17 protein-coding genes are annotated in these 17,877 nt (G+C 68.9%); 8 read left to right on the top strand and 9 right to left on the bottom strand.

Features of this window, described 5'->3' with window-relative positions:
- The first annotated feature begins 1 nt into the window (after window position 1).
- The 5 genes from O7601_RS25135 to O7601_RS25115 all read left to right on the top strand — a co-directional run bounded on the left by O7601_RS25135 (window position 2) and on the right by O7601_RS25115 (window position 4,283).
- On the top strand, window positions 2–742 hold the full coding sequence (locus tag O7601_RS25135) for an alpha/beta hydrolase (RefSeq protein WP_281563561.1): 741 nt from the start codon (window positions 2–4) through the stop codon (window positions 740–742).
- A 222-nt stretch (window positions 743–964) separates the two neighbouring features.
- The gene (locus tag O7601_RS25130) at window positions 965–1,660 is read left to right on the top strand and encodes a MarR family winged helix-turn-helix transcriptional regulator (protein ID WP_281567027.1); all 696 of its coding nucleotides are present in this window, start codon (window positions 965–967) and stop codon (window positions 1,658–1,660) included.
- A 313-nt stretch (window positions 1,661–1,973) separates the two neighbouring features.
- Window positions 1,974–2,597, top strand: a complete 624-nt coding sequence (gene wrbA / locus O7601_RS25125) for an NAD(P)H:quinone oxidoreductase (RefSeq protein WP_281563560.1) — start codon at window positions 1,974–1,976, stop codon at window positions 2,595–2,597.
- A gap of 67 nt (window positions 2,598–2,664) precedes the next feature.
- Window positions 2,665–3,495, top strand: coding sequence for an SDR family NAD(P)-dependent oxidoreductase (locus O7601_RS25120; protein WP_281563559.1), 831 nt, complete (start codon window positions 2,665–2,667; stop codon window positions 3,493–3,495).
- 38 nt (window positions 3,496–3,533) lie between these two features.
- A complete protein-coding gene (locus O7601_RS25115) occupies window positions 3,534–4,283 on the top strand; it encodes a glucose 1-dehydrogenase (protein WP_281563558.1) in 750 nt (249 codons plus the stop codon).
- 172 nt (window positions 4,284–4,455) lie between these two features.
- Here O7601_RS25115 and O7601_RS25110 read toward each other — a convergent pair whose 3' ends face one another.
- Complete coding sequence (locus tag O7601_RS25110; RefSeq protein WP_281563557.1) at window positions 4,456–7,374, bottom strand: BTAD domain-containing putative transcriptional regulator; 2,919 nt, start codon at window positions 7,372–7,374, stop codon at window positions 4,456–4,458.
- 227 nt (window positions 7,375–7,601) lie between these two features.
- Here O7601_RS25110 and O7601_RS25105 point away from each other — a divergent pair, with 227 nt between their 5' ends.
- Complete coding sequence (locus O7601_RS25105) at window positions 7,602–8,438, top strand: oxidoreductase (protein WP_281563556.1); 837 nt, start codon at window positions 7,602–7,604, stop codon at window positions 8,436–8,438.
- A 226-nt stretch (window positions 8,439–8,664) separates the two neighbouring features.
- Here the strand turns inward: O7601_RS25105 and O7601_RS25100 are convergent, their stop codons facing one another.
- The 6 genes from O7601_RS25100 to O7601_RS25075 are packed head-to-tail and all read right to left on the bottom strand — an operon-like array spanning window position 8,665 to window position 13,331.
- Complete coding sequence (locus tag O7601_RS25100) at window positions 8,665–9,459, bottom strand: siderophore-interacting protein (protein WP_281563555.1); 795 nt, start codon at window positions 9,457–9,459, stop codon at window positions 8,665–8,667.
- A 10-nt stretch (window positions 9,460–9,469) separates the two neighbouring features.
- Complete coding sequence (locus tag O7601_RS25095; protein WP_281563554.1) at window positions 9,470–10,222, bottom strand: energy-coupling factor transporter transmembrane component T; 753 nt, start codon at window positions 10,220–10,222, stop codon at window positions 9,470–9,472.
- Window positions 10,219–11,901 (bottom strand): energy-coupling factor transporter ATPase, encoded by a 1,683-nt coding sequence (locus O7601_RS25090; RefSeq protein WP_281563553.1) that lies wholly within the window; start codon window positions 11,899–11,901, stop codon window positions 10,219–10,221. Before O7601_RS25090 ends, O7601_RS25095 begins: the two co-directional genes overlap by 4 nt.
- A complete protein-coding gene (locus O7601_RS25085) occupies window positions 11,898–12,449 on the bottom strand; it encodes an ECF transporter S component (protein ID WP_281563552.1) in 552 nt (183 codons plus the stop codon). Before O7601_RS25085 ends, O7601_RS25090 begins: the two co-directional genes overlap by 4 nt.
- Window positions 12,450–12,458: 9 nt before the next feature.
- On the bottom strand, window positions 12,459–12,959 hold the full coding sequence (locus tag O7601_RS25080; RefSeq protein WP_281563551.1) for a hypothetical protein: 501 nt from the start codon (window positions 12,957–12,959) through the stop codon (window positions 12,459–12,461).
- 30 nt (window positions 12,960–12,989) lie between these two features.
- Window positions 12,990–13,331 carry a helix-turn-helix domain-containing protein gene (locus O7601_RS25075; RefSeq protein WP_281563550.1) on the bottom strand — a complete coding sequence of 114 codons (342 nt, stop codon included), beginning with the start codon at window positions 13,329–13,331 and terminating at the stop codon, window positions 12,990–12,992.
- An 85-nt stretch (window positions 13,332–13,416) separates the two neighbouring features.
- Between O7601_RS25075 and O7601_RS25070 the strand changes: the two genes are divergently transcribed.
- Complete coding sequence (locus O7601_RS25070) at window positions 13,417–14,286, top strand: pirin family protein (protein ID WP_281563549.1); 870 nt, start codon at window positions 13,417–13,419, stop codon at window positions 14,284–14,286.
- A 251-nt stretch (window positions 14,287–14,537) separates the two neighbouring features.
- On the opposite strand, the gene O7601_RS25065 is transcribed toward O7601_RS25070, so the two are convergent.
- A complete protein-coding gene (locus tag O7601_RS25065; RefSeq protein WP_281563548.1) occupies window positions 14,538–14,876 on the bottom strand; it encodes a hypothetical protein in 339 nt (112 codons plus the stop codon).
- Window positions 14,877–15,104: 228 nt separating this feature from the next.
- Window positions 15,105–15,620: a sigma-70 family RNA polymerase sigma factor gene (locus O7601_RS25060; protein WP_281563547.1), complete on the bottom strand. Its 516-nt coding sequence runs from the start codon at window positions 15,618–15,620 to the stop codon at window positions 15,105–15,107.
- 1,104 nt (window positions 15,621–16,724) lie between these two features.
- On the opposite strand from O7601_RS25060, the gene O7601_RS25055 reads away from it, so the two are divergent.
- On the top strand, window positions 16,725–17,555 hold the full coding sequence (locus O7601_RS25055) for a MerR family transcriptional regulator (RefSeq protein ID WP_281563546.1): 831 nt from the start codon (window positions 16,725–16,727) through the stop codon (window positions 17,553–17,555).
- Window positions 17,556–17,877 lie beyond the last annotated feature (322 nt).

The raw sequence follows: 17,877 nt of genomic DNA, 5'->3' as shown, positions 1-17,877 counted from the left end.
TATGTCGTCTCCCATCGTCCTGCTGCACGGACTCACCTTCGACCGACGCCACTGGCGGCCCCTGCAACGCGAGCTCGCGGTGCTGGAGCCGAACCGCACGGTCCTCGCCCTGGACCTGCCGGGTCACGGTGACGCGCGGCCCCGCGCCTCGTACCACCTGGGCGAGGTCGCGGAGATCATCCACGGCCAGATCACCGCGGCGGGCCTGGCCGGGCCGCCGACGGTGGTGGGTCACTCGGTGGGCGCGGTGATCGCCACCATCTACGCCGCGCGTTACCCCACCAGCGCCGTCGTCAACCTGGACCAGTTCCTGCTGCCGGGCCCGTTCGGCGCGGTCGTGCGCGCGGCGGAGCCGGAACTACGCGGCCCGGGCTGGCGCGCGGTCTGGGAACGCATGGTGGCCGGGATGGGAATCGAGTCGTTGCGCGGCGAGGCGCGCCACCTCGCGGAGACCGCCACGGATCCCCAGCGCGACCTGCTGCTGGGCTACTGGGACGAACTGCTGCGCGACAAGGACGCGCAGCTCGCCGCCGATCGTGCGGCGGACCTGCGGGCGATCGGTGAGCGGGGCATCGGCTACCGGTGGGTGACCGGCGCGCAGCCGCCCACTCCCTACGTCGAGTGGCTGACCTCGGCCCTGCCGACCGCGGTCGTCACCGTGCTGCCCGGGGGTCACCTGGCACACCTGGAGCACCCGGCTCACCTCGCACGGCTGCTCTATCGCAACGACGACGACTCGTGAGCGCTCGGTCGAGCACCGTCTCGCGCAGCGACCGGACCGCGAGGTGCCGGCGCGTGTCGAGCGCTGGACCGGGACCGAGCCCGGCGGCGGACGAGACGACCGACCAACCTGACGACAGCCCACGCTGGTGGGTGAGGGGAGGGTGAGACGTGCCGCAGGACGTTCGAGCGGCGAGCCCCCGCGCGACGTCGCGCCCTCTCGCTCACGCTGGTCTTGGAACTGATGCTCGTTGTGCTCGCCGGCGCACTGGTGTGGCAGAGCGACGCCGACGATGAGCGGCCCAGGGCGACGAACCTGGTTGACATGAACCTTGCCCCGTCCGCCCCGGACCATCCGGGCGACGATGGCGATCAGGAGCCTGCGGGAGAGGCGCCGTCGTCCCTGGCGCGCCACCTGCTCGGTCCGGTCGTCCGTGCCGTGCCGTGGCGGGCGGTAGCGTTGGGGGGGATGAGTGAGTCTGAGCGGCTGAATGACCGCGAGCGTCGCGCGTGGTTTGCGTTTCTGACCATGCAGGAGGACCTCCGGCGACACCTGAACCGTCAGTTGCTCCACGACGCGGAGATCTCTCTGGCCGACTTCGCCGTGCTCAGCACCCTTCGCATGGCTCAGGACGGCCCGATGCGCGTCTTCGAGCTGCGGGACGCCCTCAGGTGGGAGAAAACCCGGGTGATCCACCAGGTTTCGCGCATGATCCGACGAGGGTTGTTGGAGCGGCAGACCTGCGTCGAGGACCGACGTGGCACGCGCATCGCCCTCACCGCCGAGGGACGCGCGGTGATCGACAAGGCGACGCCACTGCACCTGCGGTATGTACGCCAGATCTTCCTCGACGTGCTCAGCCCCCGTCAGCTCGACACTCTCGCGGTCGTTTCGGAGGCCGTACTGGAGAACCTTGAGGACGAACTCTTCGAGGATTGAGCAGGTCCACCGCTGCACGTTAGGTGACACGTCATCATCTGATTCCCGGTGACGCGCCCATCGGCGATCGGAATAGGTGATGCATCATTAGTGCTGCATGGTTACTGGGGCCGCCATTGCTGGCGACGGGTGGTGTCACGACGCACCTGTCGCTCTCGGTGTAATCGACCTCACTGGTCCGTAAGGTGATGTGTCATCAGTCACGACAAGGTGACAGGTCACCAAAATGGGCCTACGTTTAGCCCCGTCAAGGCGCGCCGTACCGACAGCCGGGAGGCACGAGCCCCCGCCCGCAGGAAGAGGCACCGACACCATGTCCCACCACGTCAAGCTCGCCGTCATCTACTACTCGTCGACCGGCACGGGCACCGAGATCGCCAACACCATGGCGGACGCGGCACAGGCAGCCAGCGCGCAGGTGCGAGTCCGCAAGGTCGCCGAGTTGGCACCGCAGGCCGCGATCGAGGCGAACCCGGTCTGGGCCGCCCACCACGCGGCCACCGCGGACGTGCCAACCCCGACTCCCGAGGATCTCACCTGGGCGGACGCGGTCATCTTCGGATCGCCGACCCGCTTCGGCAACATCGCCGCCCAGTTGAAGCAGTTCTTCGACACCCTGTCCTCGCTGTGGCAGACAGGCGCGTTGGCCGACAAGGTATACAGCGGCTTCACCTCGACCGGCACCCGACACGGTGGGCACGAGTCGACCCTGCTCGCCATGTACAACAGCATCCACCACTTCGGCGGCATCATCGTGCCGCCCGGCTACACCGACGCGGTCAAGTTCGTCGACGGCAACCCGTACGGCACCTCGCACCACGCGGTGTTCGGCCCCGACCTCGGCTCCATCGACGACGACACCCGCAACGCGGCGCGGCACCAGGCCGAGCGTGTGGTGCGCATCGCGGGGGCCCTCAAGCTGGGAAGCGTCGCCTGATCGAGCGGCGTTCAGCAGACTCCCGCCCGCACCGCGCGGTCGGGACTTCTAGAAAGGATCAATCGCCATGGAACGCATCTGGTTGGTCACCGGCGCCGGCTCGGGCCTGGGCCGGGAGATCGCCCGGGCGGCGCTCGCCACAGGGGACACGGTCGTGCTGAGCGATCGACGTACGGCGGGGGCCGAGGAGGTCGTCAGCGCCTACCCGGAGCGCTCCCGCACACTGGAGCTCGACGTCACCGACCAGGCCCGCGTCAGCGAGGCCGTCAAGGAGGTCGTCGGCCAGTACGGCCGGATCGACGTACTCGTCAACGCCGCCGGGCGGGGTCACATCGGTGCGGTCGAGGAGACCACCGACGACGAGATTCGGGCCCTCATGGAACTGATCTTCTTCGGCCCGGTGGCCCTTACCCGGGCGGTTCTGCCTCACATGCGTGAGCAGAGCAGCGGCGCGATCGTACAGGTCAGCAGCCTCGGCGGTCAGCTGTCCGTGCCCGGTATGTCCGCGTACTCGGCGGGCAAGTTCGCGCTGGAGGGCTTCTCCGTCGCGCTCGCCCAGGAGGTCAACCCGCTCGGCATCAAGGTGCTCATCCCGCAGCCTGGTCCGATGCGCACCAACTTCGCCGGTGCCGCGATCAGCGAGTCGCCGCACATCGCGGCGTACGACGGCACGGTCCGCAAGCTGCGCGAGCACGTCAACGAGGTGGGCGGCAAAGAGGCCGGTGACCCGGTGAAGATCGCGAAGGCGATCCTGACCGCGCTGGCCGCCGAGGAGACCCCGCTGCGGTTGCCGATGGGCAACGAGACCCTCGACCGCCTCAACGCCGCCACGAAACAGACCCAGGACGAGCGGACTGCCTGGGAAGCCGTCAGCCGGGGAACCGACTTCGCCGCATGAGATCCCCGCACCTCTGGTGCGGGAGAGGGGAACGTGCCATGACACGGCTACAGGGAAAGACGGCTGTCGTCACCGGCGGCGCCATGGGCATGGGTGCCGCCACCGTCCGCCAGTTCGTGACCGAGGGCGCGAACGTGGTCATCGCCGACGTGAACATCACGGCGGCGGAGGACCTCGCCCGCGAACTCGGACCACGGGCGGTCGCCGAGCAGCTCGACGTCCGGTCGGTGGACGAGTGGGCCGCCCTCGTCAGGCGAACCGAGGAGCGCTTCGGCGCCATCGACATCCTGGTCAACAACGCCGGCATCGCCGACCCGGCTCCGTTGGATCAATGGGACACCGCGCGGTTCCAGCGCACGCTGGACGTGAACCTGGTCGGTGTGTTCAACGGCATTCAGGCCGTGGTGCCGGCGATGAAGCGGTCCGGCGGCGGGTCGATTGTCAACATCGGCTCCGTCGGCGCCCTCCAGGGCATACCACGTATGTCCGGCTACGTGGTGTCGAAGTGGGGCGTACGCGGCCTGACCAAGACCTCCGCGCTGGAGCTGGGCGTCCACGGGATCCGGGTGAACGCCGTCCACCCCGGTCAGATCCGGACGCCTATGACCGATGGTGTCACCTTCGACACAAGCAACGTCGCGCTCGGTCGGGTGGGGGAGCCGGACGACATCGCCCGGATCGTCCTCTTCTTCGCCAGCGACGACTCTCGGTTCGTCACCGGCAGCGAGGTCGCTGGTGACGGCGGTCAGATCGCCGGGCCTGCCGACTACCAAGGTCTGCCGCAGTAACGACCACGCCACGAGCGACGGTGGCCCCTGGCGTCTCGCCGCATCCTTGGTTGAGAGAGGGCTGTCGGCCGAGCGGCGACGGGCAGCGCGGTCCCCGGTCCTCTGTGACCGGCCGGGGATCGCACGGTGAAGGCCCGTGTCCCTCACTCGACCCCGACGGAGGGGACGAGTTTCAGCGGCGACCGCCGGGCACCCGTACGGCTCTTGCTGTCTCCATGCCTCGCAGGCGTTCCTTGATCGCGGACACCTGGGGCACCCGCAGGTGGCTCAGCAGCTCGAGTGCCTGCTGCCAGGCCGCACGGGCGCCGTCCGGGTCACCGAGGGCCAGCGAGGCGTCGCCCTGTGGCAGCAGACACTCGACCGAGTTCATCCGCCACCCGGTCTGCTGGTAGATGTCGGCCGCCCGTCTCCAGGACGCCAGCGAGGCAGTCAGGTCTCCCTTGGCCTGGAAGCACTTGGCCAGCGTCTCGTAGCAGAGGCCCTGGCCGTTGAGGTCACCCATCGCTCTGGCGATCGGCAGCGCTCGGTTGGCAAAATCCATTCCGACGTTCGGCCGGCCGAGGCAGGAATGCGCGTCGGCCAGACAGCACAGGACGATGACCTGGTCGGACAGGTCGCCCAGCGCCTCGAAGATGCGCAGGGCGCGTTCGTAGTGTGCGACGGCATCGAGATGACTCTCCTGCGCGACGCTCACCTGGCCGAGGTTGCGGTACACCAGGGCCTGTTCCCAGCGAAGTCCGAGCCCGACGAACAGGTCCAGTGACTGACGGAGCAGACGCGCGGCCGCGTCATGGTTGCCGAGCACGTGCTCGGCGCCGGCCAAGCTGCGGGAGAGGTGGGCCTGGCCGAGGTCGTCCCCGGCGGAAGTGGCCGCGAGCAGACAGGCGCGCGCCATCGCCGCCCAGTCGTGCCACCAGCCCTCGCCCTGGTGGAAACGCTGCAAGCTGATCGCCATCCGCCAGGCCGTAGCGACCCGGCCGTCATCGAGCTGTCGCTGCACCACTGCCCTGAGGACGTGCCGGTCCGCGTTGAACCAGGCGACCGCCTCAGCGGCGTCGTTCAGGCGGGTGACGACCACACCCTGTAGCGTCTCCGGCGGATCCAGCACCATTGTGGGTTTGAGCAGCAGATCCGCTTCGTACGCGGTCTGCCGGTAGTGGTGGCCGAGCCGTTCGGCCGCACACTGTCGGGCCTGGTGGTCCTCGTGTAGGTGAACCAACTCCTGAGCGTACGCCCGAATGAGGTCGTGGCTGGTGAACCGGCCCACGGTGTGCTCCGCGAGCAGGCCGGTCCGTACCAGCTCGCCGGCCAGCAGACGCGCCTCGCCCAGCGGTACGCCGGCGAGGCTGGCCATCGCCGCGACCGTGATGTCCTGGCCGGGATGAAGCGACAGCAACCGGAACAGGCGAGCGGCGCGGGCACCGAGCATCCGGTACGACCAGGAGAAGATCGCCCGGATGTCGTTTGCCATGTCGTCGACGGAGAACCCGTCCAGGCTGCCCTGCGCCTCCCGTAGTTCCCGGGCGATGTCGGCTAGCTGGTGATCGGGGTGGGCCAGGGCGCGGGCGGCGACCATCGCCAGCGCCAGCGGAAGCCGCCCGCATCGCTCTATGATCTCGTCGATCGCTTCCGGGGCGGCGGAGGCCCGGTCCGCTCCGATCCGGAGGATCAGGCAGTTGCGCGCGTCCTCGGGTGGCAGCACGTCGAGGGTCATGAGGTGGGCGCCGTGCGCGGTGGCCAGGCCGGTGAGACGCTTGCGGCTGGTGACCACTACGAGGCAGCCGGGCGCGCCCGGCAACAGCGGACGGACCTGCTCGACGCTGTGCGCGTTGTCGAGCACGACGAGGATACGGCGGCCGGCCAGGACGCTGCGGTACAGGCCACTGCGGGCGTGATGGCTCGCCGGGATGTCGGTGTCCGGAACACCGAGCGCGTTGAGGAAGCCTTGGAGGGCCTCCGCGGGGTGCAGCACCGACTGGTCGGGGTCGAAGCCCTGCAGGTCGACGTAGAGCTGCCCATCCGGATAGCTGTCGGCCAGTTGGTGGGCCAGGTGGATGGCCAGGGCGGTCTTGCCGATGCCGGGAATGCCGTCGATGGCGAGCACCGGCATCGACGCCTGGGTCATTACGTGGCCGTTGACCAAGCCGAGCGTCTGGCGCTGGGCCTCGTCGCGACCGGTGAACCAGGGCAGGTCTGCCGGCAGCTGGGCGGGCAGCACCGCGGTGAGGCCCGAGGCTCGGCCGATTGGTGTCCGGCCCGGTTGCGCAGCGGGCGGCGGCTCGGCCTTCCCGGACGACTCCGGTCCGGCCGCGCTCTGCCGCAGAATGAGGTGGTACGCCTCACGGAGCTCGTCACCCGGATTTACTCCCAGCTCATCGGCAAGCCGGCGGCGGATGTTCTGGTACAGCGCGATCGCTTCGGCTTGCTGGCCGTCGGCGGTCAGCGCCAACAGGAACTGGGCTTGCAACGCTTCGTCCAGCGGGCGATGTTCGGCCAGGCGCCACAACACCGGAAGAACCGATCGGACCCGGTCCAGACGCAACGCCAGGCAAGTGGCCTCCCGGGCCAGGTCCGCGCACTCGTGGTCCACCACACTGAACGCAAGGCGGTCGTACGAGGCCAGCTCGGACGCACCGCCAGTCGGTCCACGCCACATGCTGAGCGCGTCCCCATATGCCGACATCGCCTCGGTGAGCCGCCCGGCGAGCTCGTCCGCTCGCGCCTGCCCGGTCAGCTGACGCAGTTTCAGCAGGTCGAGACTGTCCGTGTCGACGCGCATGCGGTAACCCGCCGCGTCGCCCAGCAGCCACCGTCCGGCCGATCGGGCCGGCAGACCGGGTTCGAAGAGGCGCCGTAACGCGCCGATGTAGCGGTGTACGACGTTGACCGCGCTTGCGGGTGGCCGCTGGTCCCAGAGTGCCTCGACGATGTCGCCGATACCGACCGGTTGCCCGGCGTTGGCCAGCAGCAGTGCCAGGATCAGGCGCTGCTGCCGGGCGCCGAGGTCCAGTTCCACGCCGTACCGCCAGACCTGCACCGGCCCGAGCACGGCGAAACAGAACGGTCTCCCGTCGCCGCTGGTCGTTGGCACAGGACTATCCCCCTATGTGCAACAGGAATCTGGTCGACCGAACGTGGGACCACCCAGAGCGCTCAAGAGGTCGAACCCCTTCGACTCAGAACAACCGATCTTGCCGTCTTTAGCGTACACACCGCAGGGAGACAAGCCGCTTTCGCGAAGTGGTTCACGGCCGATACGGGCACGGTCACTGTCCGCATCCTTGACTCTCCCCCAGGGGGAGAGTCAATCGTTGGCCCATGAGAACCTGGTTCATCACTGGCGGTACGCCCGGCGGGTTCGGCATGGCGTACGCCAGGGCCGCGCTGGACAACGGCGACCGCGTGGCGTTAACCGTGAGAAGACCCGATGAGCTGCACGCGTGGGCCCGGCCGTACGGTGACCGCGTCCTGGTGCTGCGCCTGGACGTCACCGACCAGCAGGCCGTCGAGCGGACGGTGCGCGACGTCGAGGCGCACTTCGGTGTGATCGACGTGCTCGTCAACAATGCCGGCCGTGGCTGGTTCGGCTCTATCGAGGGCACCTCCGACGCCGACATCCGCCACATGTTCGAGCTGAACTTCTTCGCCGCGCTCTCGGTCATCCGTGCGGTTCTCCCCGGCATGCGTTCCCGGAGAAGCGGCTGGATCATCAATATGTCGTCGGTAGCCGGGCTGCGCGGCGTCGGCGGGTTCGGCTACTACAGCGCCTCCAAGTTCGCGATGGAGGGCGTCACCGAGGTGCTCCGTGACGAGGTCGCCCCGTTCGGCATCCGGGTGATGGCGGTGGAGCCGGGCGCGTTCCGCACCCGCGCCTACGCTGGCTTCTCCGGCGAGCCCGTCCAGGAGACCATCCCGGCGTATCTGCCCATGCTCGAAAACGTCCGCGCCGGCATGGTGGAGCAGGACGGGAAACAGCCCGGCGACCCGGCACGTGGAGTTCGAGCGGTGCTCGCCGCGATGACTGAGGACGCACCTCCCCGTCGGCTCGTCCTCGGTAGCGACGGGTTCGACGCGGCCGTCGCCGCGCTGGAGGCGAACCTCGCCGACATCCGCTCCTCCGAAGCGCTCTCGCGGGGAGCCGACTTCCCGACCTGACCGGGGCACGGGGCCGGGTACCTCTGACCGCACCCGGCCCGCGTCGTGCGCCGTAGTTCGACGCACGACGGGGGTGGATCCGGCAGGCCGGATCCGTGGCAGGAGGAGCAGATCCGCCGACGCCTGACCAAGCTCAGTCGCGACGGCGACGGCGTGTAGAGCGTGCAGATCCTCTTGCTGTCTTCGATGTGAGCACTCAGCGCACCTCACCGCCGAGGGCACCACCCTAGGTTGTGGGGTGGCGCCAGTAGCCGCAGAAGGCCACGTCCGCCTTGGGCATCGCGCGGTCGTGCACCAGGTGCCGACGGACGCTGGCGACCATGGCGGCTTCGCCGACCACGAAGGCGTAGCCCGCTTGGTCCGGCAGTTCCGCCAACCGTACGGTCGTGAGCGTCGGGCGGCCTGCGGCTTCGTCGGGGGTCCGGAAGTGCCACCGCACCTCCATGCCCTCCGGGGCCAGCAACGGCGCGATGTCGGAGCGGTCCGGCACCTCCAGCAGCACCAGGCCGCGGGTGGCAGCGGGTAGGGAGGCGAGGATGCCGGCGATCGCGGGCAGTCCGGTCTCGTCCGCGGCGAGCAGCGTCCAGGCGACGTGCGCGGGGGCACTGTACCCGATGCCTTGGTCCAGGATGGCTACCGGTTCGCCCGGCTGGGCCTTGTCGGCCCAGGAACAGGCGTAGCCGCCCTGGTGACGGACGAAGTCGATGTCCAGCTCGGCGACCTCCGGACGGAATGCCCGCACGCTGTAGTTGCGCATCACCGGGCGGATCCGCGGCGGCATGGCGCGATAGCGCGCGTAGCCCAGCAGATCGGTGCGACCCGGCAGGGTGATCTCGTGCTGTCCGGGGCCGGGTAGGAAGAGTCGGAACCACTGGTCGAAGCCCATCGGCGCGAAGCGGCGCAGGTCTTCGCCGCCGATCGTGACCCGTTGGAAGGTGGGGCTCACCCGCTGGCTGCGCAGTACCTCGGCGCGCAGAAACTCCTGGCGGGCGGGCCGGACGGGTCGGCTGTGGCGAGCCACGGTGTCCTCCTCAGACGAACGGGATCAGAAGGGTCAGGCACCAGCAAGCGGCTACGAACGAGGTGTCCCGGGCATGCCAGCGCAGCCGGTGCCGTTCGGTGCGGGTCGGGTAGGCGCCGAAGCCGCGCGACTCCATGGCGAGTGCCACCCGTTGGGCGTGCCGGACCGCTCCGGCCAGCAACGGAACGAGGTAGCCGGACTGACGGCGCAGCGCCGCGACCGGGCCCCGCCCGGTCACGCTGCCCCGCACCCGGTGCGCGGCGACGATGATGCCGAGCTCGTGGCGGAAACGGGGCACGAATCGGAACGCGGCCAGCGCCGTGTAGCCGACCCGGTAGGGTAGCCGCAGGTGCTGCACGGCGGCGCGCACGAGATCGGTACCGGACGTGGTCAGCCCCCCGATCATCGCGAGAAGCAGGATCGCCGCGAGTCGCACCGTGGTGGCGAGGCCGGCCAGCACCGAGCCGAGATATAGCCGCAGATCACCCACCTGAGCCAGGGGCACCGACCGGTCGACGCGGCTCGGGTCGGTCCATGCGCCCAGGCTCACGGCGAGGACGAGCACCACCAGCGGAAGCCAGAGCAACAATAGGCGCAGCATTCCTGCGTCCAGGCGGGCGCCGATCAACAGCACGCCGAGCGTGAGGCAGGCGCAGGTCAGTGGTAGCCGGAGATCCCGGGCGAAGACCAGCACGAGCATCGCCGGCAGCGGACCGGCCACCTTGGCCAGCGGGTCGAGGTGGGGCAGGAACCGGAGGGTCATCGGTGGGCAACCAGCTCGCGCACCGAGTTGACCTGCTGCCAGTGCGGGTGCCGGGTCAACCGCCGCATGGCCCGCGCGAACGGAGGCAGTGGAACAAGACCGGATCCGAGGATTTCCGCGGTGGTCCCCATACCGGTCAGTCGCCCCGCATCGAGGACCGCGACGTGGCTGGCGTGGTCGGCGACCAGTTGCAGGTCGTGGGTGACAATCAGGATGGTCGCTCCGGCCGCGTTGAGCACGGCCAGCAGGTCGAGCAACTCCTCGGCGCGGGCCCGGTCCTGCCCGAAGGTCGGCTCGTCGAGGGCCAGCACGGGTGCGCCGGCAATCAGTGCGGTGCCGACCGACAGCCGCCGCTTCTGCCCGCCGGAGAGGAGGAACGGGTGGACCTCGCGGGCGTCGTCGAGCCCGAGGCGGTCCAGCATCGCGGCAACCCGCGGCTCGATCTCGCCGGCCCCAAGGCCGAGTCGCCGCAGCCCGTGCGTCAGTTCGGCCGCCACGGTGTCCTGAACGAACTGGTGCTCCGGGTTCTGAAACACAAAGCCGACGGTCTGGAGGAGCCGGTTCGGGTCGGCGACGGCCGGATCGACGTCACCGAGCCGGACCCGGCCCCGCGGCGGCGGCGTCACTCCGGCGATCGCGCGTAGCAGCGTGGTCTTGCCGGCACCATTGGCGCCGACGATCGCGAGGAACGCGCCGCTGGGCACGTCGAGGCTGACCCGATCGAGGATTCTTCGATCGCCGCGTACCACGGTCAGATCGCGGACCGTCACGGCGAACGGGGTTCCGTCCGGCTCGGGCGGGGCCGGCACGATCGGTGGTGGCAGGCTCGGGCACGTGTCGAGCGCAGTGGTGAGCTCGTCGCCGGTGACCGGCAGCGGGGTGAGCGGCACACCGGCCTCCCGCAGGCGCAGGGCGGCCAGTGTCGCGGCGGGCAGCCAGACTCCCAACGCGAGCAGATCGGCCATGTGCTCCCGGAGGATCTCATCGGCCGGTCCGTCGAACGCGAGCCGCCCGTCGCGGTCGAGCACCAGCACCCGGTCGACCACCCCCAGGGCGACGTCGAGGTTGTGCTCGACCAGCACGATGGTGTGTTGCCCGGTCGCGGCCACGTCGCGCAGGATGGCGTACACGTCGTCGACGCCGGCCGGGTCGAGGTTGGCAGTCGGCTCGTCGAGCACCAGCACGCCGGTCTCTAGGGCGAGCGCGCAGGCGACAGCCAGGCGCTGTCGGCCGCCGCCGGAGAGCACGTCGGGGTTGTCGTGCCGACGGTCCCAGAGCCCGACCCGGCGCAGCGCCTCCTCGGCCCGGATCAGCACCGTCTCTACCGGCAGCCGCAGGTTCTCCGGTCCGAAGCAGACCTCGTCGAGTACGGTGCCGGTGACGATCTGGCTGTCCGGGTCCTGAAAAACGATGCCGACCCGCGTGCTGAGCCGGGCGACCGGCGTGTCGCGGGTGTCCGTGCCGCCGACCACGACACGGCCGCTCATGCGGCTCGGCACGGCCTGCGGCACAAGCCCGTTGAGCGCGAGAGCCAGCGTGGACTTTCCACAGCCGCTGGGTCCGAGAAGCAGCACGGTCTCGCCGGCGTACAGCTCGAAGCTGAGGCCGTCGGGTGTGTTCCGGGCCCGGCCGTCGTGCCGGATGCCCAGGTCGCGGACGTCGATGACGGGTCTGGTCATAGCGGCGGGTCGTTCGCGAGCCCCCGGAACACCCCGGTGCGGGCCACCCGCGCGGCCAACCGGCGGGCCATCCACACCACCGCCGTCAACGTCAGCAGTAGCAGGGCGGGCAGCGTGAGCTGTGCCCACACCGGGCGGCTGTTCATGTCGTACGCGAGATGCCAGAACGCGCCGAAGAACGCCGCCGCGAAGGCCGCGCCCGCATACCAGACCCACGGCGCCCAGTAGCGGTAGCGGCTCAACAGGAACGGCAGTTCCTGCAGCAGCCCCAGGATCACGAAGACGCTTACGCTGATGAACCCGGTCGGCGAGAACGGGGCCGCCACCAGTCCGGCGATCAGCTCGGTGAGCAGAGCCACGCCGCCGCGGCGCAGCGCGGCCTGGGCCACGATTCCGGGCAGGAAGTAAAGCCCGGTGAAAGCCCCGAGGAATACCGGCGCGACGACTGCCATCACATTGAACAGGTACGCGTTCCCGATGTTGGCGAGGCCGCCGGCGACGCCTATCGCGGCACAGGTCAGGAGCAGCCGGGTGCTGACGGTGTGCATCGACCCGCGCTAGCTCGCGGCCCGGACGGTCAGGTGGCCGAGGCCACCCCGCGTCGACCCGCTCGGCGCATACCGGTCGCCGGCCTCGGCGGCTATCGCCTGCAACATCGATTCCACCGTGACGTTGGACGCCGCGTAGTCGACGATGAACGTGGGCAGGCCGATGCTCAGACAGCGGCCGACCAGCTCGCGCAGGACCTGGTGACCGAGCCGGGTGCCCTGTCGGTCTTCGGCGACGTTCAACCGTACGGTGGGTGACTCCGGATCGGCCGGATCCCAGGCACATTCGGCAAGCGCGACGATGCTGTCGCCCGCCACGGCGACCTGCCCGGTCCAGCGGCGAGCGGACGCGGTCAGCTGGTCCGACACCAGCAGGTGGAAGGGGCGCAACCGGCGGGAGCCGGCGAGGAAGCGTCGAGGGTAGGTCTGCGGTACGAAGAGCGACTCGGACGTCCGAAGCATGTCGAGATCGCCGGAACGCCACGGGCGGGTCGCGAGATTGTCGGTCACATCCTTACGACGGACGGCAGACCCCAGAGATCAATCGCCGTGCGGGAAATATTGCTCAGTCCACCGCGACAACGGTTGCAACGAGGCGATTAGCTGTTCGGCCTCGGGGGTGAGAGTGTAGGTGATCTGGACCGGGGTGCTGGGGACGACGGTGCGCTCGAGAAGATGGCGCTCCTGCAACTGCTTGAGGCGCAGCGTCAGCTGCGGGTCGGAGATGCCTGGAACCATGGCGCGATATTCCTTGAAGCGGCGGGCACCGCGAGCGCCGGCGAGCAGGATCGGCCCGGTCCAGCGGGTGCCGATGATGTCGATCGCACGCAGGATGCGCAGGCAGCTCTCCTCGTCGACCCGGGTCTCGCGCGAGCTAGTCACTTCTGAAAAGTAAGCTGCTTCGGTGACGTTTGTCAACCGTGGCGGTCCGCAGGACGCTTCCCTCTAGTCAAGGAAAAGAGGCGTCATGAAGCGGAAAGTGCAACGGGTTCTCGACAAGATGGAGTTGGGTCCGACGCGGATGTCGGCCAAAAGCTCAATGATCATCGCGCCGGGCAGGGACGCCTGGACCGACCCCTTCCTGGTGATGGGGGAGGAACTGGTCAACCAGCCCGGGTTCGACTGGCATCCGCACCGCGGCCTGGAAACCGTGACCCTGATCCTGGACGGAGCGCTCGAGCACGGTGACAGCATGGGGCATGCCGGGGTGCTCGGGCCCGGAGACGTGCAGTGGATGACCGCGGGCCGCGGCATCATCCACCGTGAGGTCGCCGCCCGGTCGGAGCACGCGCACATCCTGCAGATGTGGGTCAACCTGCCGGCCGATCAGAAGATGGTGCCCACCCGCTATCAGGATCTGCGAGCCGGCATGCACGCCGTCCACACCGAGCCCGGCGTGCTGATTCAGCTGATATCGGGCGAGACGCGGGCGGTGCGAGGGCCGGCGGTCAACCAGTGGCCGATCCTCGGCATGCTGATCACGCTGGACCCGAATACCGAGTACCGGCAACTGCTCGACGGCGACCAGCGCGCGTTCGCCTACGTGCTCTCCGGCCGGCTGACGGTCGGTGGCCGCGGTGTACGCGCAGGACAGATCGCGTGGTCCGATCCGGTGGCGGGTCCGGGCGAGCCGACCACGCTTGCGCTTGCCACCGGCGACGGGGACGAGCAAACCAGGCTACTGCTCTTCGCCGGGCGGCCCATCGGGGAAACCGTGTATGCCAGCGGTCCGTTCGTGATGAACTCACGCGACGAGATCGAGCAGGCCTACCGCGATTTCCACGCCGGGCAATTCGGCAGCATTCCGCGCGGCACTCGGCTGCCCGCCGGTGCCTGAGCTGCTCAACGTACTTCTGGTTACCGGTGCCGGCGCGGGCCCAGATTCGCGCCGGCACCACGTTGCCGGTGTGGAAGTCGGCACGTCGGCACCATGTCAGCCGGCAGGCTCACCAGGTCGTGGGCCGGACCCAGGGTGGGCTGCTGCCGAGCCGACCCGTAGCGGGCGGTGGCGCGCAGCCGGGTGGCGGGCGTGGTCGACCCGCCGCCTCGCGCGCTGCTGCACACGAGGCGACGGAGACGGCTACATAATTAGAAGGAGTAGGACCGGAACGACTGGTACTTGCCGGCGGTGAAGGTGCGGAACGTGCCGAGATTCTGCTGGGACCCGGTGCAGTTGGGGCCGGTGAAGGCGCTGACCTGCTCGACGATGCGCTCCCCGGTGAGCGAGGCTGCGGTGGGCGGCATCGTCAGGCAGGTGCCGTCCGGCTCGGGGACGTAGAGAAGGATCTTGGCGAAGGTGCCCTCGAAGATGCTCAGCCCCGATGTTGGGACGTCGACAGCGGCCTGTGCGGGCTGAGCCTGTAGACCGACAAGCGCCGCGACGCCGGCCGTGGTCAGGCCCGCGACGATACGAGTTCTCTTGCCCATGCTGAACCTCCTGGGGTCGATTCCGTCAGGCGCGCCACCCACAGCCTTTCTCGGGTTCTTTGCCACGACAACCGAGGGATTGGTGACTATCTCGACAGAAAATATCGGTCGATGGACTGAACATCGGGCCATCTCATCCGTAGCTTCTTCCGGAACGTACGTCTGCTGCGCTGACGACTCCGTCATCTCCCCGCGTGGGCGCGTCGGCCGGCGCCCGCGGTGTCAGGCTCAGCCGGTCAGCAGGGCGTTTCGGAGTTGACGCATGGCGTAGTGGGCCCGTGACTTGACGGTCCCGACTGGGACGCCGAGCCGGGCCGCAGCCTCGTCCAGGGTGCAGCCCTCGACATAAAGTTCATGGAGGACCGAGCGGTGGGCGGTGCTGAGTTCCCTGACGGCGTCATGCAGCGTGAGCTTCGCGATGACCGTCTCGGCGGATTCCCATCCGGACGCGGCGGGCTCGATGCCGAGGAGATTGACCTCCACGGGTCGCGACTGCCGCTTGCGGTGCGCGTCGATGACCAGCCGGCGGGCCACGGTGAACAGCCAGCGCCGCTGCGACTCGGGCTCGCGCGGCACGGCGTCGAGGTTCCGCCAAGCGCGGAGCATGGTCTCCTGCGCCAGGTCCTCGGCGGTGTGCGAGGCGGTGGTGGGGACCAGGCTCCGCAGGAAGCAGAGCAATGCCCCGCCGTTGTTATGGTGGATCTCCCGCATCTGCGCGTCGGTAACGCTTGTTGCGGTGGTCATAGAATTCATCCCCGTAGCAATCCGGTAGCTTCGGGAAAAGTGTAAAGAGGTACCTGTGTAATATTACTTAAATGTTAGTTACGCCGATGTGGAGTCGATTCCGGAATAACTAGAATGGGCAATCGTGGTGCGGTCGACCGAATCCCGAAGACAGCGAGTCTTGTGAGGCCGACGCATCGCAGATAGGCCGGCCGTTCGGCGGCGGCCAGCCAGTGTCCGGTGGCGAGAAGCTCGGTCAGCGGCCCCGCCGATGTACGCGGTATCGGCCCGCCCAGGGCATGGCCCTCGATGGCGACATCGGGCACGCCAGCGCCGCGTTGCCAACCAGCACCGAACCCGAGACCGCGCCGTGCTCGACGCCGCCCGAGCCGCGATCAGCTTAAGGCCGAACCGGCACCGGGGTGGCCCAGCAGGGGCGCCAGAGTCAGCCAGTTGGCCCGGTCGCGGCCACCGCGGCCTCGACGTCGCCGGACTCGCTCAGCTCGACGAGCCGGTCGTGTTGGCGGACCGGGTCGCAGCCGCCGAGTGAGGAGAATCTGAGTCGCTCGGCTGCGCTGTGGGGGCGTGAACTGCTCGAGCACCTTCCGCAGAGCGGCATCGCCGGAGGCGATGACCGCAACCTCGTGGAATTGGTCGTCGGCGGCGACAGCCGCTTCCACGTTGTCGGACCGCAGGGCTTCGGCGAAACGCGAGTTAGCCTGTCACATGGCGTAAAAATCGGCGGTGGACAGATTCGAGAATGCCTCGCGTACGGCGAGCTCGTGCATGGCCGTAGTCACCGATAGCGCCACTCGGCGGGCATGAAGGTCGTTTGTAGTGGCCCGCCGATCAACTGGCATCAAACATGTGGCGCGAGAAGTGGATGTTCTCAAGTTGGCTTCGTCGCAGTGGCGGCCGGAGGTCGCTGACGGCGTACGGCACCTGAACCCCCATCGAATGGATGGACGTGTCTCAACGTCTCCCGCACCAGACCGTCGGACAATTACGGAGGCCCCCCGGAAAACGAGCACGTTGCCGGCGCAAGATCTTCCGGGCGCAGGCCGACGGGTCGGCTGGTGTCGTCGAGGATCATCTGTCGCTTGGTTACTCGCACGAGGTCGGAGGATGGAGACTGAGAAGATGCGCAACGGCTTGACCATCGGCGAGTTCGCCACGCTCAGCCACCTGAGCGTGCGGACCCTGCGCCGCTATCACGAGGCCGGGTTGCTGGAACCGGCAACGGTGGACCCGTTCACGAACTATCGGTACTACAACCCCGACCAGATCGCGACCGCGCAGGTCATCCAACGGCTTCGCGAGCTGGACATGCCATTGGTCGAGGTCAAGTCCATCCTGGCGGCCGAAGACCCGCAGCAGAGGACCGAGCTCCTCGCCGGTCATCTGCGCCGGCTGGAGGCCGAGCTCGACCGTACGCGGGCGGCGGTCGTGTCGCTGCGCCAGTTGCTGCGCCCGGAGGCGGACGAACTCGAAGTCGAGATGCGCTCGGTTCCGGCCCGGTCGGTGGCGGCGATCAGCACACCGGCCGTCCGGTTGGAGGAAGCGGTAGGCTGGTTCGACACGGCCATGGACGAGCTGGACGCGGCCTTTCCCCCCGCCGAGCGCACCGGAGCGCCAGGCGGGCTCTACACCAACGAGCTCTTCACCGAGTGCGTCGGTGCCATGACCGTCTTCCGTCCGGTCCGCCGTCCGGTGGCCTGCGGCCGGATCACGATCCTTGAGCTGCCGTCGGCGGACCTCGCGGTGACCGTGCACGCGGGCCGGCACGACGACATCGACGTCTCCTATGGCCGGCTGGGTGCCTGGGTAGCCTCGCACACTCTCGTCGTCGGCGGCCCGGTCCATGAGACCTACCTGGTCGGTCCTCGCGACGTCGACAACGACCAGCGATGGCGCACCGAGATCGGCTGGCCCGTCTTCCGGCTCACCCCGGCCTGATGCCGCGGCTACTTCAGACGAGGTCGTACGTCTTTGTGACCTCGCCGTCGTGCCGCGTCTGCTTGACCGGGGCCTTAACCCCTTTCGGAGGCGTTCTGACTGTCGTCGGGCCGCCCGGGTCAGGTAGTCAGCCCTGGCCGGCTGTCGGCGGTTCGTCATCCCGTGCTCGACCCGACGGATCGGGCCGCCCACCGCGTGCGGCTCGACCATCTGGCCGAGAGATGAGCCCCGTCGACCTGGCCGGTGACGTCGAGCGTTGCCGCCAAGCTCGCCGCCGCGCCTGACTCACCCATAGCGATCGGCATGGCGGTGCGACCGTGAT

The sequence above is a fragment of the Verrucosispora sp. WMMD573 genome (assembly GCF_027497175.1).
Taxonomy (GTDB): Bacteria; Actinomycetota; Actinomycetes; order Mycobacteriales; family Micromonosporaceae; genus Micromonospora.
This window is presented reverse-complemented; position numbering and strand designations above follow the sequence as displayed.

What these genes read in the sequence shown, in the direction of transcription:
- O7601_RS25070 (WP_281563549.1), top strand. Translation starts at nt 13,417, where the DNA reads ATGAAGCGGAAAGTGCAACGGGTTCTCGACAAGATGGAGTTGGGTCCG.
- O7601_RS25135 (WP_281563561.1), top strand. Translation starts at nt 2, where the DNA reads ATGTCGTCTCCCATCGTCCTGCTGCACGGACTCACCTTCGACCGACGC.
- O7601_RS25120 (WP_281563559.1), top strand. Translation starts at nt 2,665, where the DNA reads ATGGAACGCATCTGGTTGGTCACCGGCGCCGGCTCGGGCCTGGGCCGG.
- O7601_RS25090 (WP_281563553.1), bottom strand. Translation starts at nt 11,901, where the DNA reads ATGACCAGACCCGTCATCGACGTCCGCGACCTGGGCATCCGGCACGAC.
- O7601_RS25060 (WP_281563547.1), bottom strand. Translation starts at nt 15,620, where the DNA reads ATGACCACCGCAACAAGCGTTACCGACGCGCAGATGCGGGAGATCCAC.
- O7601_RS25105 (WP_281563556.1), top strand. Translation starts at nt 7,602, where the DNA reads ATGAGAACCTGGTTCATCACTGGCGGTACGCCCGGCGGGTTCGGCATG.
- O7601_RS25115 (WP_281563558.1), top strand. Translation starts at nt 3,534, where the DNA reads ATGACACGGCTACAGGGAAAGACGGCTGTCGTCACCGGCGGCGCCATG.
- O7601_RS25130 (WP_281567027.1), top strand. Translation starts at nt 965, where the DNA reads ATGCTCGTTGTGCTCGCCGGCGCACTGGTGTGGCAGAGCGACGCCGAC.
- O7601_RS25055 (WP_281563546.1), top strand. Translation starts at nt 16,725, where the DNA reads ATGGAGACTGAGAAGATGCGCAACGGCTTGACCATCGGCGAGTTCGCC.
- O7601_RS25085 (WP_281563552.1), bottom strand. Translation starts at nt 12,449, where the DNA reads ATGCACACCGTCAGCACCCGGCTGCTCCTGACCTGTGCCGCGATAGGC.
- wrbA (WP_281563560.1), top strand. Translation starts at nt 1,974, where the DNA reads ATGTCCCACCACGTCAAGCTCGCCGTCATCTACTACTCGTCGACCGGC.
- O7601_RS25065 (WP_281563548.1), bottom strand. Translation starts at nt 14,876, where the DNA reads ATGGGCAAGAGAACTCGTATCGTCGCGGGCCTGACCACGGCCGGCGTC.
- O7601_RS25095 (WP_281563554.1), bottom strand. Translation starts at nt 10,222, where the DNA reads ATGACCCTCCGGTTCCTGCCCCACCTCGACCCGCTGGCCAAGGTGGCC.